Below are 15,997 nucleotides of genomic sequence, written 5' to 3'. Positions count from 1 at the left end.
GTGTCCGGTGGATTCTGTTGGGGCGCGGTCGTAGTCATCTCAGTGTCAATCCCGTCATGTCGAGTTCGGGCTCGCGGTTGGCCATGATGTCGGCGAGCAGTTTTGCGGTGCCGCACGACATCGTCCAGCCCATGTGGCCGTGCCCCGTGTTCAGAAACAGGTTGCGGTGGCGCGTGCGGCCGATCAGCGGCGTGCCTTCGGGCGTCATCGGGCGCAGCCCCGCCCAGTGGGCCGGCTGCGTGTAGTCGGCGCCTTCGGGAAAGAGTTCGCGTGCTGCCCGCAGCATCGGCACGAAGTCGGCCGGCGTGTGGCGCGTGTCGTAGCCCGCGAAGTCGGCGGTGGCCGTGAAGCGCAGGCGCGCGCCAAATCGCGCCCACGCCACGAGATGCTTCTCGTCCACGCCGCCCATCTCGGGCGGGTGATGCTCGGGCCCACAGGGAAACGTTGCCGAATAACCCTTCACAGGGTAGACCGCGAGCTGGTAGCCGAGGGGCCTCGCGAGGATGGGCGACCACGAGCCGAGCGCGAGCACGTAGTCGTCGCCTTCGATGAGGCCGGCTGTCGTGCGCACGCCGGCGATGCGCTCGCCAGTCGCCTCGATCGCCTGGATCGGGGCGTCGAACACGAAGCGCACGCCCATACGTTCGCATACTTCCTTGAGCCCGCGCGTGAAGCGGTGGGCGTCGCCGCTCTCGTCGCTCGGGCAGTAGATCGCGCCGGCAATGCGTTCGCGTGCGTGGGCGAGCGCCGGCTCGTGCGCGGCGACCTGGGCGGCGTCCAGCGTTTCGAGCGGCAGGCCGTTTTCGACGAGGATCGACATATGCGCGCGGCCACGCTCGAACGAGGCGGCGTCGCGGTAGAGATAGAGCAGGCCGCGGCTGATGCGGTCGTATTCGAGTTGCTCGCGTGCCGTGACGTCTTGCAACTGATGCTGCGAGTAGCGGCACAGCCGCACTTTGCGTGAGGTGTTCTCGCGCGAGCGCGCCTCGGTGCAGTTGCGCAGGAAGCGCGCGCACCAGGCCCACATGTACGGGTCGGCCCGCAGGTGCAGGCGCAGCGCCTGGCCTTCGATGAACAGGGATTTGAGCAGGATGCCCGGCGCGCGAGGCGAAGCCCACGTGTACGAATGGCCCGGCGCGACGAGCCCGGCATTGGCGAAACTGGTTTCGAGCGCAACGCCCGAGCGGCGCTCGACCACGGTCACTTCGCGGCCGTCGCGCGCGAGATAGTACGCGCTCGTGACGCCAGCAATGCCACCGCCCAGCACGATGGTTTTCATTCGCGCCCTCCACGCGTGGCGTGTATACAAAGTAGTGCGCCGCCGCTCTTTGCACACGCGATTTGTATACGCGCATACCCTATATCAGTCAAACGGTCGCTCAGACGTATCATGTAGGGGTCGTTATGCACCGGTCCCCTATGCAAGCTGCGCGCCATGAGCGTGCTGGCCTGGCAGGGCCTCGTACCGGACGAATTATTTCGTTTCGCTAACTGACCGCGCGGGCTCGCCTGCGTTGCGGCATCGCCCGGTCGGGTCCACAGTCTGGAGCCGCTCACATGAATGTTCAGAACAATGGCACGCCCGACGCCCCCCGCCTGCGGGGCACCCTGCACGCAACCCTCGGGGCAGTGATCCTCGCACTGGCCGCGCTCGCGCCCGGCCTCGCGCACAGCGACACCATCAAGATCGGGGTGCCGGTGCCGCTCTCGGGCAGCAGCGCCGCCGCGGGCACCGATATCCTGAACGGCGCGAAGCTCGCGGCCGCGAAGATCAACGCGGCGGGCGGCGTGCTCGGCAAGCAGATCGAGCTGGTGCCGGAAGACGACGCATGCGACGCGCAAACGGCGGTCCAGGCCGCGCAAAAGCTCGTGGACGCGGGCGTGGTTGCCGTGGCGGGCGGCTACTGCTCGAGCGCGGCGCTGCCCGAGCTGAGCGCATTCCACCGCGCGGGCATTCCCTACGTGCTGGACGCTTCGACCAATCCCAAGCTGACCGAGATGGGCTATAACACCGTGTTCCGCACGATAGGCCGTGACGATCAGCAAGGGCCTTTCGCGGCGAGCTTCATGAAGAACGCGCTGCGTGCGAGAACCGCTGCGGTGATCGACGACAACACGACCTATTCGAAGGGCCTCGCGCAGAACACCGTTGACGCGCTCAAGAAGATGGGCGTGGACGTGGTCTACGCCGAGTCGATCACGCCGGGGCAGATGGACTATTCGCCCACGCTCACCAAGGTCGCCTCGCTCAAGCCGGACGTGATCTATTACACGGGCTACTTCTCCGAAGCGGGCCTGCTCGTGAAGGAGGCGCGCCAGCTGGGGCTCAAGATGACCATCATGGGCGGCGACGCCACCAATGACCCGACGCTGATGAAGACGGCGGGCCCGGCCGCCGACGGCATGATCATCACGACCTCGCCGCTCGCGCAGTTCCTCTCGGGCGCACACGACTACGTCGACCAGTACACGAAGACCTATGGGCAAGGGCCTGGGCCGTACTCGGTGTACGAGTACGACGCCGTGGGCGTGACCGCCAAGGCCATCGCCGACGCGAAATCGACGAAGCCCGCGGCCATCGCCGCCGCGCTGCACAAGATCAACAGCTACCCGGGCCTGACCGGCACGATCGGCTTCGACCCGAAGGGCGACCGCAGCCGCGCCGTGTACATCACGATCATCGTGCGCGGCGACGAGTTCGAGCCTTATCAACGCCAGGACGCGAGCGGCAAGTGGGAGATGATGAAGTAAGCGCCCCCGGCCGCCCATGAGCACCTTTCTCCAGTTCGTCGTCGAGGGGTTGACGATCGGCTCGTTCTACGCGCTCGTCGCCCTCGGCTACACGATGGTCTACGGCATCATCCGGCTCATCAACTTCGCGCACGGGGACCTCTTCATGGTGGGCGCGTTCGTGGGCTGGACCGCGCTCGGCACGCTCGCGGCCGCCCGTCTGCCGCTCGCGCTCGCACTGGTCGTGGCGTTCGCGGCTTCGATGCTGGCAACGGGCGCGCTGGGCGTGGCGATCGCGCGCGTTGCCTACCAGCCGTTGCTGCGCGCGCCGCGCCTGTCCATTCTCATTACCGCGCTAGGCATTTCGCTGCTGCTGGAGAATGGCGTGCTGATCGCCTATGGCGCGGGCTTTCGCACCTACCCGCACCTGCTCACGCAAACGGGCTTCGACGTTCTGCAGGTGCACATCACGTTCGCGCAGGTCGGCATCGTCGCGGCAAGCTTTGCGCTGATGCTCGGGCTGTATTTGTTCGTACACCATACTTTCATCGGCACGGCCATGCGCGCGCTCGCGATCGACCAGGACGCGGCGCGCCTCATGGGCATCGATGTCGAGCGGCTCATCCAGCTCACGTTTTTCATCGGCTCGGCGCTCGCCGCCGTCGCGGGTGTGATGGAGGGCCTCTTCTACACGCAGATCAACTTCTTCATGGGCTTCGTGCTCGGCCTGCGCGCGTTCACGGCGGCGGTGCTGGGTGGCATCGGCAATATTCCGGGGGCGATGGTGGGTGGCTTCCTGATCGGCCTGCTCGAAGCGTTCGGCGCGGGCTACGTGTCTTCGCAATGGACCGATGTGTTCGTGTTCGGCGTGCTGATCGCCGTGCTCGTGGTGAAGCCGACCGGCTTGTTCGGCGAACGCGTGGTCGAGAGGATGTGACGCATGCGCGCTCAGGCTTCGCGGGCATCAGGACGAACGCAGACCTCGTGGCTCGTGGCCATCGTGCTGCCGGCGGCGGCGATCGCGTTGCCGGCATTCGCGAGCGGCTATGTCGTGGATGTCGGGCTCACCATCATCACCTATGCGATCCTGGGCCTCGGGCTGAACATCGTCGTGGGCTATGCCGGGCTGCTCGACCTCGGCTACGCGGCGTTCTTCGCCATCGGCGCCTATACGACCGCGCTGCTCGAAACGCTGCTGCATTTCTCGTTCTGGGCGACGCTGCCATTCAGCATCGTGTTCGCCGGGGCATCGGGCGTGGTGATCGGCTATCCCACGCTGCGCCTGCGCAGCGACTACCTCGCGATCGTCACGCTCGGCTTTGGCGAGATCACGCGTATCGTCGCCACCAATCTCGACATTACCGGCGGCCCGAACGGCATCTACGGCATCGATCCACCGAGCCTGTTCGGCTTCGAGATCAGCTCGCCGCACGCGGTGTACGAGCTCGGCATGGCGTTCTTCATCGTGGTGCTGCTGTTCGCGGTGCGGCTCGGTCGCTCGCGGCTCGGGCGCGCCTGGACCAGCATCCGCGAGGACGAGGCCGCCGCCGAGGCCGTAGGCGTCGCGACGCTGCGCGTGAAGATGCTCGCCTATGTGATGGGCGCGCTGATCGGCGGTCTTGCTGGCAGCCTCTTCGCCGCACGCTTCGGCACGATCGATCCCACGGCCTTCACTTATCTGCAGTCCGTAACTATCCTCATCATCGTCGTGATGGGTGGGCGCGGCAGCATTCCGGGCGTGATACTCGGCGCGGTGATCGTCGCGGGGCTGCCTGAATTGCTGCGCTTTTTGAACCTGTGGCGCATTTTCGGCTTCGCCGTGGCGCTCGTCGCGCTCATGCTGTTGCGCCCGCAAGGGTTGTGGCCCGCGCGCATCCGGCGCGCAGCGCCCCGGCCGGAAGAAGAGAAGCGTGCGCATGAGGCGGAGGCGGCGGAAGCACAGGGCAAGGAAAGCGCGGCCGCCGTGGCCATTGCCGACAGCGGCGCCATCGACGCCGCCGCCCCGCGCGAAACCCTCATGCAGGTGAGCAACCTCGAACGCCGCTTCGGCGGCGTGCGCGCCATTGGCGGCATCAGCTTCGAGGTGCGCAGCGGCGAGATTCTCGCGCTGATCGGCCCGAACGGCGCGGGCAAGACGACCGTGTTCAACTGCCTGACCGGCGTGATCCGGCCCACCGGCGGGCAGATACGCTGGCGCGGCGAGCCGCTCGGCGCGGGCGCGCCGCACCGCAATGTGCATCGCGGCATCGCGCGCACGTTTCAGGGCATCCGGCTCTTCAACCACATGAGCGCGTTCGAGAACGTGCTGATCGGCATGGATCACCGCCTGCATACGCCGTTCGTGGCAGAGCTGGTGGGCACGCGTGCCGCGCGCAGCGAGGCCGCCGAACACGCGGCGCTCGGCCAGCGCTGGCTCGATCTCGTGGGGATCGGCGCGCGCGCGAGCGAATACGCGTCCGACCTGCCGTATGGCGATCAGCGCCGGCTCGAAATTGCCCGTGCGCTGGCGAGCCAGCCGCGTCTCCTGCTGCTCGACGAGCCCGCCGCCGGCATGAATCCAACCGAAAAGCACGCGTTGATGGCGCAGATCCGGCGCATTCGCGATCTGGGCGTGACGGTGCTGCTGATCGAGCACGACATGGCGCTCGTGATGGGCGTGTCGGATCGCATCATCGTGATGGATCACGGCGAGATCATCGCCGAGGGCGCGCCTGCGCAAATCCAGAACGACCCCGTGGTCATCGACGCGTACCTCGGCACCGCCGAAGAGGACGACGGTCCCGACGCCACGGACGGGGAGAAGTCGCTATGGAGCTAGGCATGGAGCCGAATGCGACGAAGAAGCTCCTCGAAGTTCGCGACCTGCGCGTGAACTACGGCAACATCGAGGCGCTGCACGGCGTCTCGCTCGACGTGGCGCGAGGCGAGATCGTCGCGCTGCTCGGGGCCAACGGCGCGGGCAAGACCACCACGCTGCGCACGCTCTCCGGGCTGCTGCGGCCGCGCGGGGGAAGCGTCGCGTTCGAGGGGCAGCCTATCGTCGGGCTGCCGTCGCATCGCATCGTCGCGCTCGGCATCGGGCACGTGCCCGAGGGGCGGCGCATTTTCGGCGGCCTCACGGTGGAGGAGAATCTGCGCCTGGGCGGCTATCTGTTGCGGCGCGACGCGGCTGCGCTCGATCAGGGTATTGCTCAGGCTTACGAAACATTTGCGCGGCTGCACGAGCGCCGGGATCAACTCGCCGGCACGCTGAGCGGCGGCGAGCAGCAGATGCTCGCCATCGCGCGTGCGCTCATGCTCAAGCCGAAGCTCGTGCTGCTGGACGAGCCTTCCATGGGTCTTGCGCCCAAGCTCGTGCGCGCGATTTTCGAAGTGATCGCGCGCATCAGCAGCGCGGGCACGGCGGTACTGCTCGTCGAGCAGAACGCGCGGCAGGCGCTGCGCATCGCGCAGCGCGCCTATGTGCTGGAGGGCGGACGCGTGGCGCTCTCGGGGTCGGCGCGTGAGCTGGCCGGCGATAGCCGCGTGCGCGCCACGTATCTTGGCGGCAGCGCAATGCAGACGGGGTAGGCGCGTCGAATCGCCTTACATCTGCCGGAACAGATGCGCATACTGCCGGCTCACCGCGAGCGTACCGGCATCGCCGCGCAGGCGCAGCGTCATCTTGCCAAGTGCGCTGACCGTTGCGCTTTCCACCTGATCCACGTTGACCACGGTGCTGCGATGCACCTGCCAGAAACGCGCCGGGTCGAGCTGCGCGCACAACTCGCGCAGGCTCGTGCGTATCAGCAATTCGCCGCCGCGCGTCGTGACCACCACGTATTTGTCGGCGGCTTCGAAGTACAGCACGTCTTCCACCGGCACCATGCGGATGTCGTTGCCGCTGGAGGCGCGCAGATAGCGCAGCGGCGTCTCGCGCGCGCTCGCATCGGCGCCTTCTCGCGCACCGGCGCGCACCTCGCGAACGTCCCGCGTGATCGCCTCCAGCTCGCGCAGCACGCGTTGCAGATCCGCCTGCATTTGCGGGGCCGTTGTAGCGCCGGGTGCGCTGCTCGCGCCACTCCCGGGAGTTCGTTCGAGCCGCGCGCGTAGGCGCTCGACCGTGCGGGCGAGCCGCGCGGCCTCGACGGGCTTGAGCAGATAGTCGATGGCCGCCGCGTCGAAGGCTTCGAGCGCGTAGGCGTCGTAGGCGGTCACGAACACGATCTGCGGCGGCGTGGCGAGCTTCGCGCACGCGCGCGCAACGTCGAGACCGGTCGCACCCGGCATGGAGATGTCGAGGAAAGCGATGTCGGGCTCGAGCGCGGCGATGCGCTCGATGGCGTCGTGGCCGTTGCCCACGCTCGCCACGATCCGCAGGCCGGGCCACGCGGCCGCCAGTTCGCGTTCGAGCGCGGCCGCGATCAGCGGCTCGTCTTCGGCGATCAGCGCGGTGGGCATGTCGGGCGTAAGGGGCGTCATGGGCCTAACGGGAGTAATGGGAGTAACGGGCACAACAGGCACAACAGGCACAACAGGCACGCCATCGCCCTACCGGGCCGCATCGACGGGCGGGCGGCGTCTCACGGCGCGGCCTGCTTTGCGGTGGCGCCAACCGTATCGTCGAGCGGCAGCCGCACGCGCGCGACGAGACCGTGCGGCACGTTCTCGATCAGCGTGAGCGACGCACGCTCGCCATAGAGCGCCGCGAGCCGCTCGCGCACATTGGCGAGGCCCACGCCCGCGCCCTGCGTGGCGGGCGTCGCACCGAAGCCTATGCCCGTATCGGCGACGGTCAGCTCGACATGCCGGCCCTCGCGCCGCGCGCCGACTTCGATCCGCCCGCCCGCCACCGCGCCCTGGATGCCATGCTTGAGCGCGTTCTCGACGAGCGGCTGCAGCAGCATGGGCGGCACGTCGAGGTTCGCGCAATCGCGCGGCAGGTCGAGCGCGTAGGCGAGGCGCGGGCCGAGTCGCATCGCATGCACGGCGAGCATCGAATCGAGCACAGTGAACTGTTGCGCGAGCGTTTCGCTTTGCGCGCGCGAGGCCTCTAGCGTGGCGCGCAGAAAGCGGTTGAGGCTCGTGAGCAGCTCGCGCGCACGTGGCGGATCGGACGCGATCAGGCTGTCGAGCGTCGCCAGCGTGTTGAAGAGAAAGTGCGGCTCGATCTGCGCCTGCAGCGCCTGCAGGCGGGCGCTGAGCGCGGTGCGCTCGGCGGCTTCCTTCTGCCATGCTGTGCGCGCGACCTGCTCGCTCAGCTCCGCGATGCGCGTGCGCGACCAGCCATACCAGGTGAGAAGCAGCGTGGCGGAGAGCGCGATCCAGCCGGTCAAGGCGAGATCCTTCAACGCGAAGGCCTTGCTCAGACCGAGCCCGAGCACGGCGCCCGCAATGCCGCGCCCGAGCGTCGCGCCGAGGACGATGGACAGCACCATCGCCACGGCGAGGCGCGGCGCCGTGAGCGCGTTGCGGCGCTGCAGATGAAAGCGGGCGACGTCGAGCACCAGCATGATGGAGAGCCCGATCGCCTGGCTGAAGACGAGGTTGTCGAAGAAGGTCCCGCCAATGCCGAGCGCGGCGAGCGCCAGGGCAATGAGCGCGTTGCCGATGACGACGATCACGCCCTCGCGCGCGAACCCGGTCAGCAGGATATTGGCCGCGGGCGCGGACGGGCGTGCGGAGGCGTTCGGAAACTCGACGTGGCTGCCAGGAATCATGCGATCCAGCGTGTGACGATGAGGTTGATCAGCCGGTGCGGCGTCGCCACGGCGGCGAGGCCGGCCATGACGAGCCCGAAGAACGACCCGCGCATGGCGAGGCTGTGGCCGCGAACGTCGCCGTGGCGAATCGCCCAGACGGCGCGCCCGACGCTCACGAACGTCAGCAGCGAAAGCCCGTGCACCCAGGAGAAGGGCCCCGGATGCAGCTCCCGGATGTCGAACGAGCTGAGCGCGGCGGCGCACATCGTCAGCGCCCACAGGCGGCCGAGCCATTTGTGCCGCGTGCTGCCTTTTTCGGCCAGCATGACGGCGGTTCCGAGTATGACAGAAAGCGTCGCGGCGGCGACGTGCACCGCAATGATGGCAGGCATGCTGGCCCTCCGGGGCAGGACGAGCGGACTCGATGGCTGCAGTGTGGAGAGCGGCGGGGCAGCGCGCGAGGCGTGTGCGACGAAGCGCGCGATTGCGGGCGCGAATGGCGGCTGTGGCGGTGCGAATGGGTATGGGCGAGGGCGGCGTGGGGAGTGTCAAGCGCGCGGGAGCAGCGAGGGGCGAGGGGGCGGTGTGAGAGCGTCCACCCAGGTCTGCAAAAGCGGCTGGGCGAGGCTCAGTTCGGCGGCGCGCTCTCGATTTCCCGCAGGATATCTTCGAGCGACGCCGGCTTGACGAGGTGCCGGTCGAAACCCGCTTCGCTCGCGGCCTCGCGGTCGCGCGCCTGGCCGTAGCCCGTGAGCGCGATCAGTTGCACGCGCGCGGTGGCGGGTGCGGAGCGCAGTGCCTTGGCCACCGCGTGGCCGTCCATGCCGGGCAGCCCGATGTCGAGAATCGCCACGTGCGGGAGGAAGGTTTGCGCGAGCGCGAGCGCGGCCAGGCCGTCGTGGGCCACGCGCACGTCGTGGCCTTCGAGTTGGAGCAGCATGAGCAGCGACGCCGCGGAGTCGACATTGTCGTCGGCGATCAGCACGCGGCGGCGCGGTGGCGCGGTCTGCGCGCCCGCATCGTCTGCCTGCGCGCAGGGCGACTCGCAGTGAGGCGTTCGCGCGATCGGCAGGCGCACGACGAACTCCGAGCCAAGGCCCAGGCCATCGGACTGCGCGCTCGCCGAGCCGCCGTGCAGCTCCGCAAGCTCGCGCACGAGCGCGAGGCCGATGCCAAGCCCGCCGTCGGCGCGCTTGACGGCATCGCGCGACTGCATGAAGAGGTCGAACACGTAGGGCAGCTCGTCGGGCGCGATGCCGATGCCGTTGTCGCGCACATGGATCGACACCGCGAAGGCGTCCGATTCGAGCCGCAGCGCGATCTTGCCGCCCTCGGCCGTGTACTTCGCAGCGTTCGAGAGCAGGTTGCTGATGATCTGCGCCACGCGTATGGCGTCGCCGGTCACGTGGCACGGCTCGCATTCGATCTCGACCGTGAGCTGCTGCGATTTCGCTTCGAGGAAGGGCTGGCTCGTCTCGACGGCCATCTCGACGATCGCGCGCAGGTCGAGCGTGCCCATCTGCAGCGTGATCTTGCCGTGCGAGATGCGCGAGACGTCGAGCAGGTCGTCGACGAGGCGCCCGAGGTGCTCGACCTGGCGGCTCGCGATGAGGCGCGCGTCGGCGCGCATGGCGTCGTTCGCCCCGTGGCGCGGATCGAGCAGCTCGATGGCGTTGCGTATGGGCGCGAGCGGATTGCGCAGCTCGTGCGCGAGCGTCGCGAGAAAGTGGTCCTTGCGCAGGTCCGCGTCGCGCAGCGCCTTTTCGGCGGCGTAAAGGCGCAGCAGCGCGCGCACGTTCGCCACCAGCTCGGCGGGCTCGACGGGTTCGGTGAGGTAGCTGTCCGCGCCGCCGTCGAGTGCGAGCACCTTGTCGCGCGTCTGCACCGCCGCGGCCGAGGTTTGCAGCACGAGCGTCGAATTCGTCTGCGGGTCGGCCTTGATGAGGCGGCACACTTCGATGCCGCTGATGTCGGGCAGCTTCACGTCGAGCAGCACGAGCGCGGGCAAGTGGTCGCGCACGGCCTCGAGCGCGGCCTGGCCCGTGGCGGCCTCGATCACGGCGAAGCCGGCGTGGCGCAGCACGCGCGACTTCACGTAGCGCGCGCCTTCGTTGTCGTCAACATTGAGAATCACGGTGGCGTGCGCGTTCATGGCGTCGCGTCCCCCGAGGTCTCGGGCTCGCTCTCTTCCAGGGCCGCAAAGCGTACCGGCACGCTCACGCGAAAGGTCGAGCCCACGCCCGGCTCGCTTTCCACGCCCACCTCACCGCCCAGCAGCGCGGCAAGCTTGCGGCACAGCGGCAGGCCGAGGCCGGTGCCCTTCACGCGCTGCTGCAGGCGGTTCTGCACCTGGCCGAACTCCTCGAAGATGATCTGGTGGTGCTCGTGCGCAATTCCGATGCCCGTATCGGCGACGAAGAAGGTGATGCACCCGCTCTCCGCAGGACCGTCGCCCCCGTCGCACTGCGCGCCCACGCGGATATGGCCTGACTCGGTGTACTTGAGCGCGTTCGAGACGAAATTGCGCAGGATCTGCGTGAGCTTGGGTTCGTCGGTGTAAAGGCGCGGCAGGCTCGCCGTGGAGGCGAATTCGAGCGAGACGTGAGGCCTGTCGAGCAGCGGCGTGAGCATCGTGCGCAGCGCGGCGAAGAGGTCGGCGGGATCGAACCAGGCGGGCACGACTTCGGTCTTGCCCGCTTCGATCTTCGCGAGGTCGAGCAGGTCGTTTACGGTCTCGCCCAGGTTTTCCGCAGACGAAAGAATCAGCCGGACCTGGCGCTCCTGCTCCTCGCTCAGGTCGCCGTCGAGCCGGTTGAGCAGCAACGTGGCGAGCGCGCGGATCGAGCTGAGCGGCGTGCGCAATTCGTGGCTCATGTTCGAGAGAAAGCGCGTTTTCATCAGGTCGGCGCGGCGCAGTTCCTCGGCGCGCTCGTCGAGCTCGGCATAGAGCGCCACCACGCCGCGGTTCGTCGCCTCCAGCTCCTCGGCGAGGCGCGTGAGTTCCTCCTGGCGCTCGCGCAGTTCGTCGAGCGTCGAGACGAGTTCGCGGTTCTGCTGCTGCACTTCGTCGAGCGACTCGCGCTGCGGATCGTGTACGTAGAGTTCACGCACGATGCGTTCGAGCTCCGCGCCGCGCACTTCGCCGCGCTCTTGCGGCAACAGGCGTGCCATCGTAACGGTCGTGCCGGCGCCCGCCCCCGTGCGGATCTCGAAGCGGTCCATCAGGCGGCGGCTGCCCACGATGCCGAGGCCCATGCCGCCGGGCGAGCGGTAGGTGCCGTCGAGCACGGCTTCGAGCTCGCGCACGCCGGGCCCGCGATCGCTCACTTCGACGGCGAGCGCCTGGCACGAGCGCTCGTCTTGCAGCGCGAACGTCACCTCGCCGCCGCCCGCGTAGTCGAACGCGTTGCGGGCGATCTCGGAGACGGCGCTCGCCACGCGCGTCTGGTCGAGCGCCGAGAAGCCGAGCCCAGCCGCGAGCTCGCGCGCGCGGCGGCGTGCGACGACGACGTCCTGGGCGGTTTCAAGCCGGATGCGCAACAGTGAGGTGTTCATGGTTCAACTGTACTCCCGGGCGTGCGCGCACGACGACGACGGTGGCGTCGTCGCGCCGGCGCGCAAAGTCGCGGTAGAGGACGGCCGCGATTACGACGGCGGGCTGGTTGGCGAGGCCGGGCCACGTGTCGAGGTCCCAGCGCGTGCCGATGCCGTCCGAGTGCAGGATCAGCATTGCGTTCTCGCCCCATGCCAGTTCGAATTCCTGGGTGCCGCGCATCGTGTGACCGACGATGCCGTTGCGCGAGACGAGCTGGTAGCTCGCGCGTGTCGGGGCGGAGGGCGAGCTCGCGCTCGTTAAGCGGCGCGGCGTGCTTTCGGTCGGGCGGCCCATGCCGTAGGCGACGGCCGAGATGTTGCCCGTGCCGCAGAACCCGAGCGCGCCACGCGCGAGATCGAGGCGCACGAGCGCGAGCGCTGCGCCCCGCGTGGGGCGCAGCGCCGCGTGCGCGAGTTCCATGAGTGCGGCGGGCGCGAGGCCGGGGCGGCGCCGCAGCACCTCGAGCGCGGCCATGGCGGCCACGTGGGCTTGGTCGCCGTGGCCGAGGCCGTCGGCCACGGCTAGCGTGAAGCCGCTCGGGTCGGGCTGCGCCTGCCAGCCGTCGCCGCAAACTTCTTCGCCTGGATAGGGCACGCACACCGCGCCGATTTCGGGGCCGCCGAGCGCCATGCGCTGCGCACCGCCGCGGTTCTTGTGCACGAGCGCGCGCAGCACCGTGCCCACACCCGGCTGCGAGTAAATGGCGAACTGGTTCGAGAGGCGCCCGATCGCGCCAAGCCCGGTGCCGGGCGTGCCGGCGGTGGAATGGCCGTCGGCGAGCGCAGCGCCCACGTCGGCCATGCCGGGGCCGCGGTCGAGCGCGATCAGTTCGACTGCGCCGTCGAGCGGGCGCACGAGCAGCTCGCCGTTGCCGGCATGCTTGAGGATGTTGGTGGCCGCCTCGGTCAGCACGATTGCGAGCCGGCCACTGCCGATTTCATCTAGCGCGGCCATGCGCGCGGCCACGGCCGCGCCGCGGCGCGCAAAGGCGACGCTGCTCGCGTCGCCGATCTCGAAGGAACGGTGTGCGCCGCCTGCCGAGCCAGCCGCGCCGTCTAGCGTACTTTCCATATCGTGATGGTGACCGTCGTCCCGTTGCCCTGCGTCGACTCGATCGTGAACTCGTCGCACAGGCGGCGCGAACCGCCAAGGCCGAGCCCCAGGCCGTTGCCGCTCGTGAAGCCGTCCTGCAGCGCGCGCTCGATGTCGGCAATACCCGGCCCCTGATCGACGAACGTGAGCCGCAGGCCCACGCGCCCGCCCCTCGTGAGCACTTCCAGCCGCGCATCGCCGCCGCCGCCGTGCTGCAGCGTATTGCGCGCGAGCTCGCTCGCCGCCGTCACGAACTTGGTCTGTTCGATGAGCGAGAAGCCCTGCGCGATCGCCGCGTCGCGCACGATCTGCCGCAACCGGACGATTTCCTCGTCCGAGCGCAGGCTCGATTGCGCTGCGAGCCGCCCTGTCGTGTCGTTGCTATTCATCATTGAATGCAAGAGACGTGCTAGCGCTAACGTGGCTGGCGCTGCTTGAGCAGCGCCATGCCTTTTTCGATGTTCAGGGCGGTGCGCACGCCGGATAGCGTGAGACCGAGCTCGACCAGCGTGATCGCGACCGACGGCTGCATGCCCACCACCACGGTTTGCGCGTCGAGCACCATCGCCATGGCGGCCGTGTTGCTGATCATGCGGCCGATGAACGAATCGACCACGTCGAGCGCGGAGATGTCGATCAGCACGCCCTTGGCCGACTCTTTCACGATGCGCTCGGTGAGGTCGTCCTGCAGCGTGATCGCGAGACGGTCGTGCATGTCCACCTGGATCGTGACGATCAGGTAGTCGCCGAGGCGCAGAATCGGAATGCGTTCCATCGTGAGCGTTCCCCGTGCATCGAGATTCGTCAGGCCGCGGCCTTCGGCATGGTGATGGTCGCGCCGAGGCGCTGCAGCGCGATCACGAAGGCATCGGCGAGCGTGGACTTGGTGGTGACGTTGGTGAGATCGACGCCCAGATGCACGATGGTCTGCGCGATCTGCGGACGAATGCCGCTGATGATGCAGTCCGCGCCCATCAACCGCGCGGCGGCCACGGTCTTGAGCAGATGCTGGGCGACGAGCGTGTCGACGGTGGGCACGCCCGTGATGTCGATGACGGCGAGCCCCGCGCCCGTGTCGACGATCTTTTGCAGCAAGCTCTCCATCACGACCTGGGTGCGTGCGGAGTCGAGCGTGCCGATGAGCGGCAGCGCGAGTACGCCTTCCCACAGCTGCACGACCGGCGTGGAAAGCTCGAGCAGCTCTTCCTGCTGGCGCGCGATGATCGCGTCGCGGCTTTTCTGGAAGACCTCGGTGGTGTAAAGGCCGAACCCGTCGAGCAGCAGGCTCACCTTCCAGCTCACCTCGGCGAATTCGGCGGGGCTGTGCGAAAACGCTTCGCGCAGGCGAGCGTAGAGCGGCTCTTTGAGCGAGAACACGAAGGTGGCCGTTTCGATCGGCGTGTAGCCCTGACGCGCGCGATGGGCCGACATTTCCGCGAGAAAGTCGCGCACCGGTTCCCACTCGGGGTGGCTCCAATCGAAGGTGTTGGCCTCGGGCAGCGTGTCGAGAAAGATATTGAGGAATGCGGAGAATTGCTCGCGGATTTCCCCCTCCATCGCGAGGCCTCGGCGTAGCGCGACCGGCAGATGCAGGCGCAGCCATTCGGCAAGAAGTGTGTCGCGATGCTGGCCGAGTACGTCCGCCAGGCGGGCTTGTTCCGGTGTGTTCATGCGATCTCCTTAGCAAGGGTCGCGCCTCTTCTTTTGAGACGAACTGCTGAACGTTACACCATCGCATCCATTGAAGCTATTACGTGGGCGCACACGACGGGCGGGTGCGCGTGGCGGCCGGCGATGTGCGTTGCCCGTCTGGTTGTTCTTGCAACGAGCACCGGGCGCCTTGAATTGCATGGCTTTCCGATTTTCCGTGGCGCCGTTGTAGTTTTTACCGCACGTTCGTGCATGGGGTCGAAGCGCTCGCGCAGCGAGCCGACCTTCGCAGGCGCGACCCGGTAGACTGAGCGCTGGCGTGCGATGCGCTCGGCGCACCGGCGCCACCCGTGCGATTCGCCGCGCTCGGTTCGTGCCGCGAGTCACCGCATTGCGCCCTTTTGCCATTCCTCAGAGAAATCCATGACCAGGCTATTCCGCATGACCGCGCTGCTCGCGTGGTGCCTGGCGTTGCTGCCCGCCACGGCGGCGTTCGCCCAGGTCGACCAGTCGGACCCGCAGGCGCTCATCAAGACCGCCACGCAGCAGGTGCTCGACGAAGTGCGTACGAAGTCGATCGCACCCGACGACATCGCGCGCATTCGCGACATCGTCGATCGCGACATTCTTCCGTATGTCGATTTCCACCGCACCACGCGGCTCGCCATGGGGCCGCACTGGCGCACGGCCACGCCCGAGCAGCAGGACCAGATCCAGCAGCAGTTCCAGTTGCTGCTGATCCATCTCTATTCGGGCGCGATTGCGCAACTGAAGCCCGATCAGCAGATCAACTACCCGCCCGTGCGCAGTTCCCCCGGCGACACCGACGTCGTGGTGCGCACGCTCGCGCAGACGAACACCAACCCCGTCGAGATCGACTATCGCCTCTACAAGACCCCGCAGGGCTGGCGGCTCTACGACCTGAACGTGCTCGGCGCGTGGCTGATCCAGACCTACCGCCAGCAATTCAACGAGAAGATCCAGCAAGGCGGCGTGGACGGGCTCATCCAGTTCCTCACCTCGCGTAATCAGGAACTCGTCACGGGTAAGGCGCAGTGATACGCGGCTTGCTCCGCGCCCGCGCCCGCACCCGCGCCCCCGGCTGCGACTATCGAGCAGGACCGATCCGAAGGCGCCGTTCGGAACCCGATTAGCGCGTTGCCTGCGAAAATTCGACTCATCATGCCCCGCGCCTGACGCGCGGGCGCAGTACCATTTCCAGGCGCGCCGCGTGCGCGTACCCATGGCT

The 15,997-nt window shown here is 68.1% G+C and carries 15 protein-coding genes; 5 read left to right on the top strand and 10 right to left on the bottom strand.

The window, feature by feature from the left end:
• Positions 1-34 precede the first annotated feature (34 nt).
• The gene (locus tag VMJ11_RS10010; RefSeq protein WP_325619256.1) at positions 35-1,279 is read right to left on the bottom strand and encodes a D-amino acid dehydrogenase; all 1,245 of its coding nucleotides are present in this window, start codon (positions 1,277-1,279) and stop codon (positions 35-37) included.
• Positions 1,280-1,557: 278 nt separating this feature from the next.
• Between VMJ11_RS10010 and VMJ11_RS10005 the strand changes: the two genes are divergently transcribed.
• Genes VMJ11_RS10005 through VMJ11_RS09990 form a run of 4 tightly spaced genes read left to right on the top strand, consistent with a single transcriptional unit; the run spans position 1,558 to position 6,300 of the window.
• Positions 1,558-2,751, top strand: coding sequence for a branched-chain amino acid ABC transporter substrate-binding protein (locus VMJ11_RS10005; RefSeq protein ID WP_325619255.1), 1,194 nt, complete (start codon positions 1,558-1,560; stop codon positions 2,749-2,751).
• 16 nt (positions 2,752-2,767) lie between these two features.
• Entirely contained in the window at positions 2,768-3,667 is a 900-nt protein-coding gene (locus VMJ11_RS10000) for a branched-chain amino acid ABC transporter permease (protein ID WP_325619254.1), read from the top strand.
• 3 nt (positions 3,668-3,670) lie between these two features.
• Entirely contained in the window at positions 3,671-5,548 is a 1,878-nt protein-coding gene (locus VMJ11_RS09995; protein ID WP_325619253.1) for a branched-chain amino acid ABC transporter ATP-binding protein/permease, read from the top strand.
• Between the two features lie 2 nt (positions 5,549-5,550).
• Positions 5,551-6,300 (top strand): ABC transporter ATP-binding protein, encoded by a 750-nt coding sequence (locus VMJ11_RS09990; protein ID WP_325619252.1) that lies wholly within the window; start codon positions 5,551-5,553, stop codon positions 6,298-6,300.
• A gap of 15 nt (positions 6,301-6,315) precedes the next feature.
• On the opposite strand, the gene VMJ11_RS09985 is transcribed toward VMJ11_RS09990, so the two are convergent.
• The 9 genes from VMJ11_RS09985 to VMJ11_RS09945 all read right to left on the bottom strand — a co-directional run bounded on the left by VMJ11_RS09985 (position 6,316) and on the right by VMJ11_RS09945 (position 14,769).
• The gene (locus VMJ11_RS09985) at positions 6,316-7,191 is read right to left on the bottom strand and encodes a LytTR family DNA-binding domain-containing protein (RefSeq protein WP_325619251.1); all 876 of its coding nucleotides are present in this window, start codon (positions 7,189-7,191) and stop codon (positions 6,316-6,318) included.
• A 101-nt stretch (positions 7,192-7,292) separates the two neighbouring features.
• Positions 7,293-8,429 (bottom strand): sensor histidine kinase, encoded by a 1,137-nt coding sequence (locus tag VMJ11_RS09980; RefSeq protein WP_325619250.1) that lies wholly within the window; start codon positions 8,427-8,429, stop codon positions 7,293-7,295.
• Entirely contained in the window at positions 8,426-8,803 is a 378-nt protein-coding gene (locus VMJ11_RS09975) for a DUF2306 domain-containing protein (RefSeq protein WP_325619249.1), read from the bottom strand. Before VMJ11_RS09975 ends, VMJ11_RS09980 begins: the two co-directional genes overlap by 4 nt.
• Before the next feature lie 236 nt (positions 8,804-9,039).
• Positions 9,040-10,563 (bottom strand): response regulator, encoded by a 1,524-nt coding sequence (locus VMJ11_RS09970; protein WP_325619248.1) that lies wholly within the window; start codon positions 10,561-10,563, stop codon positions 9,040-9,042.
• Complete coding sequence (locus VMJ11_RS09965; RefSeq protein WP_325619247.1) at positions 10,560-11,966, bottom strand: ATP-binding protein; 1,407 nt, start codon at positions 11,964-11,966, stop codon at positions 10,560-10,562. The genes VMJ11_RS09970 and VMJ11_RS09965 overlap by 4 nt, the downstream gene beginning before the upstream one ends.
• Positions 11,935-13,077: an ATP-binding protein gene (locus VMJ11_RS09960; protein ID WP_325619246.1), complete on the bottom strand. Its 1,143-nt coding sequence runs from the start codon at positions 13,075-13,077 to the stop codon at positions 11,935-11,937. The genes VMJ11_RS09965 and VMJ11_RS09960 overlap by 32 nt, the downstream gene beginning before the upstream one ends.
• The gene (locus tag VMJ11_RS09955) at positions 13,062-13,487 is read right to left on the bottom strand and encodes an ATP-binding protein (RefSeq protein WP_325619260.1); all 426 of its coding nucleotides are present in this window, start codon (positions 13,485-13,487) and stop codon (positions 13,062-13,064) included. The genes VMJ11_RS09960 and VMJ11_RS09955 overlap by 16 nt, the downstream gene beginning before the upstream one ends.
• A 26-nt stretch (positions 13,488-13,513) precedes the next feature.
• On the bottom strand, positions 13,514-13,873 hold the full coding sequence (locus tag VMJ11_RS09950) for an STAS domain-containing protein (protein WP_325619245.1): 360 nt from the start codon (positions 13,871-13,873) through the stop codon (positions 13,514-13,516).
• 29 nt (positions 13,874-13,902) lie between these two features.
• Positions 13,903-14,769: an STAS domain-containing protein gene (locus tag VMJ11_RS09945; RefSeq protein WP_325619244.1), complete on the bottom strand. Its 867-nt coding sequence runs from the start codon at positions 14,767-14,769 to the stop codon at positions 13,903-13,905.
• 420 nt (positions 14,770-15,189) lie between these two features.
• Here VMJ11_RS09945 and VMJ11_RS09940 point away from each other — a divergent pair, with 420 nt between their 5' ends.
• On the top strand, positions 15,190-15,807 hold the full coding sequence (locus VMJ11_RS09940; RefSeq protein WP_325619259.1) for an ABC transporter substrate-binding protein: 618 nt from the start codon (positions 15,190-15,192) through the stop codon (positions 15,805-15,807).
• Positions 15,808-15,997: the final 190 nt, after the last annotated feature.

Source organism: Paraburkholderia sp. (assembly GCF_035501035.1).
Classification (GTDB): Bacteria; Pseudomonadota; Gammaproteobacteria; order Burkholderiales; family Burkholderiaceae; genus Paraburkholderia.
This window is presented reverse-complemented; position numbering and strand designations above follow the sequence as displayed.

Excerpts from the sequence above, each read along its gene's own strand:
- VMJ11_RS10010 (WP_325619256.1), bottom strand. The coding sequence starts at position 1,279 with ATGAAAACCATCGTGCTGGGCGGTGGCATTGCTGGCGTCACGAGCGCG.
- VMJ11_RS10005 (WP_325619255.1), top strand. The coding sequence starts at position 1,558 with ATGAATGTTCAGAACAATGGCACGCCCGACGCCCCCCGCCTGCGGGGC.
- VMJ11_RS10000 (WP_325619254.1), top strand. The coding sequence starts at position 2,768 with ATGAGCACCTTTCTCCAGTTCGTCGTCGAGGGGTTGACGATCGGCTCG.
- VMJ11_RS09995 (WP_325619253.1), top strand. The coding sequence starts at position 3,671 with ATGCGCGCTCAGGCTTCGCGGGCATCAGGACGAACGCAGACCTCGTGG.
- VMJ11_RS09990 (WP_325619252.1), top strand. The coding sequence starts at position 5,551 with ATGGAGCCGAATGCGACGAAGAAGCTCCTCGAAGTTCGCGACCTGCGC.
- VMJ11_RS09985 (WP_325619251.1), bottom strand. The coding sequence starts at position 7,191 with ATGACGCCCCTTACGCCCGACATGCCCACCGCGCTGATCGCCGAAGAC.
- VMJ11_RS09980 (WP_325619250.1), bottom strand. The coding sequence starts at position 8,429 with ATGATTCCTGGCAGCCACGTCGAGTTTCCGAACGCCTCCGCACGCCCG.
- VMJ11_RS09975 (WP_325619249.1), bottom strand. The coding sequence starts at position 8,803 with ATGCCTGCCATCATTGCGGTGCACGTCGCCGCCGCGACGCTTTCTGTC.
- VMJ11_RS09970 (WP_325619248.1), bottom strand. The coding sequence starts at position 10,563 with ATGAACGCGCACGCCACCGTGATTCTCAATGTTGACGACAACGAAGGC.
- VMJ11_RS09965 (WP_325619247.1), bottom strand. The coding sequence starts at position 11,966 with ATGAACACCTCACTGTTGCGCATCCGGCTTGAAACCGCCCAGGACGTC.
- VMJ11_RS09960 (WP_325619246.1), bottom strand. The coding sequence starts at position 13,077 with ATGGAAAGTACGCTAGACGGCGCGGCTGGCTCGGCAGGCGGCGCACAC.
- VMJ11_RS09955 (WP_325619260.1), bottom strand. The coding sequence starts at position 13,487 with ATGAATAGCAACGACACGACAGGGCGGCTCGCAGCGCAATCGAGCCTG.
- VMJ11_RS09950 (WP_325619245.1), bottom strand. The coding sequence starts at position 13,873 with ATGGAACGCATTCCGATTCTGCGCCTCGGCGACTACCTGATCGTCACG.
- VMJ11_RS09945 (WP_325619244.1), bottom strand. The coding sequence starts at position 14,769 with ATGAACACACCGGAACAAGCCCGCCTGGCGGACGTACTCGGCCAGCAT.
- VMJ11_RS09940 (WP_325619259.1), top strand. The coding sequence starts at position 15,190 with ATGACCGCGCTGCTCGCGTGGTGCCTGGCGTTGCTGCCCGCCACGGCG.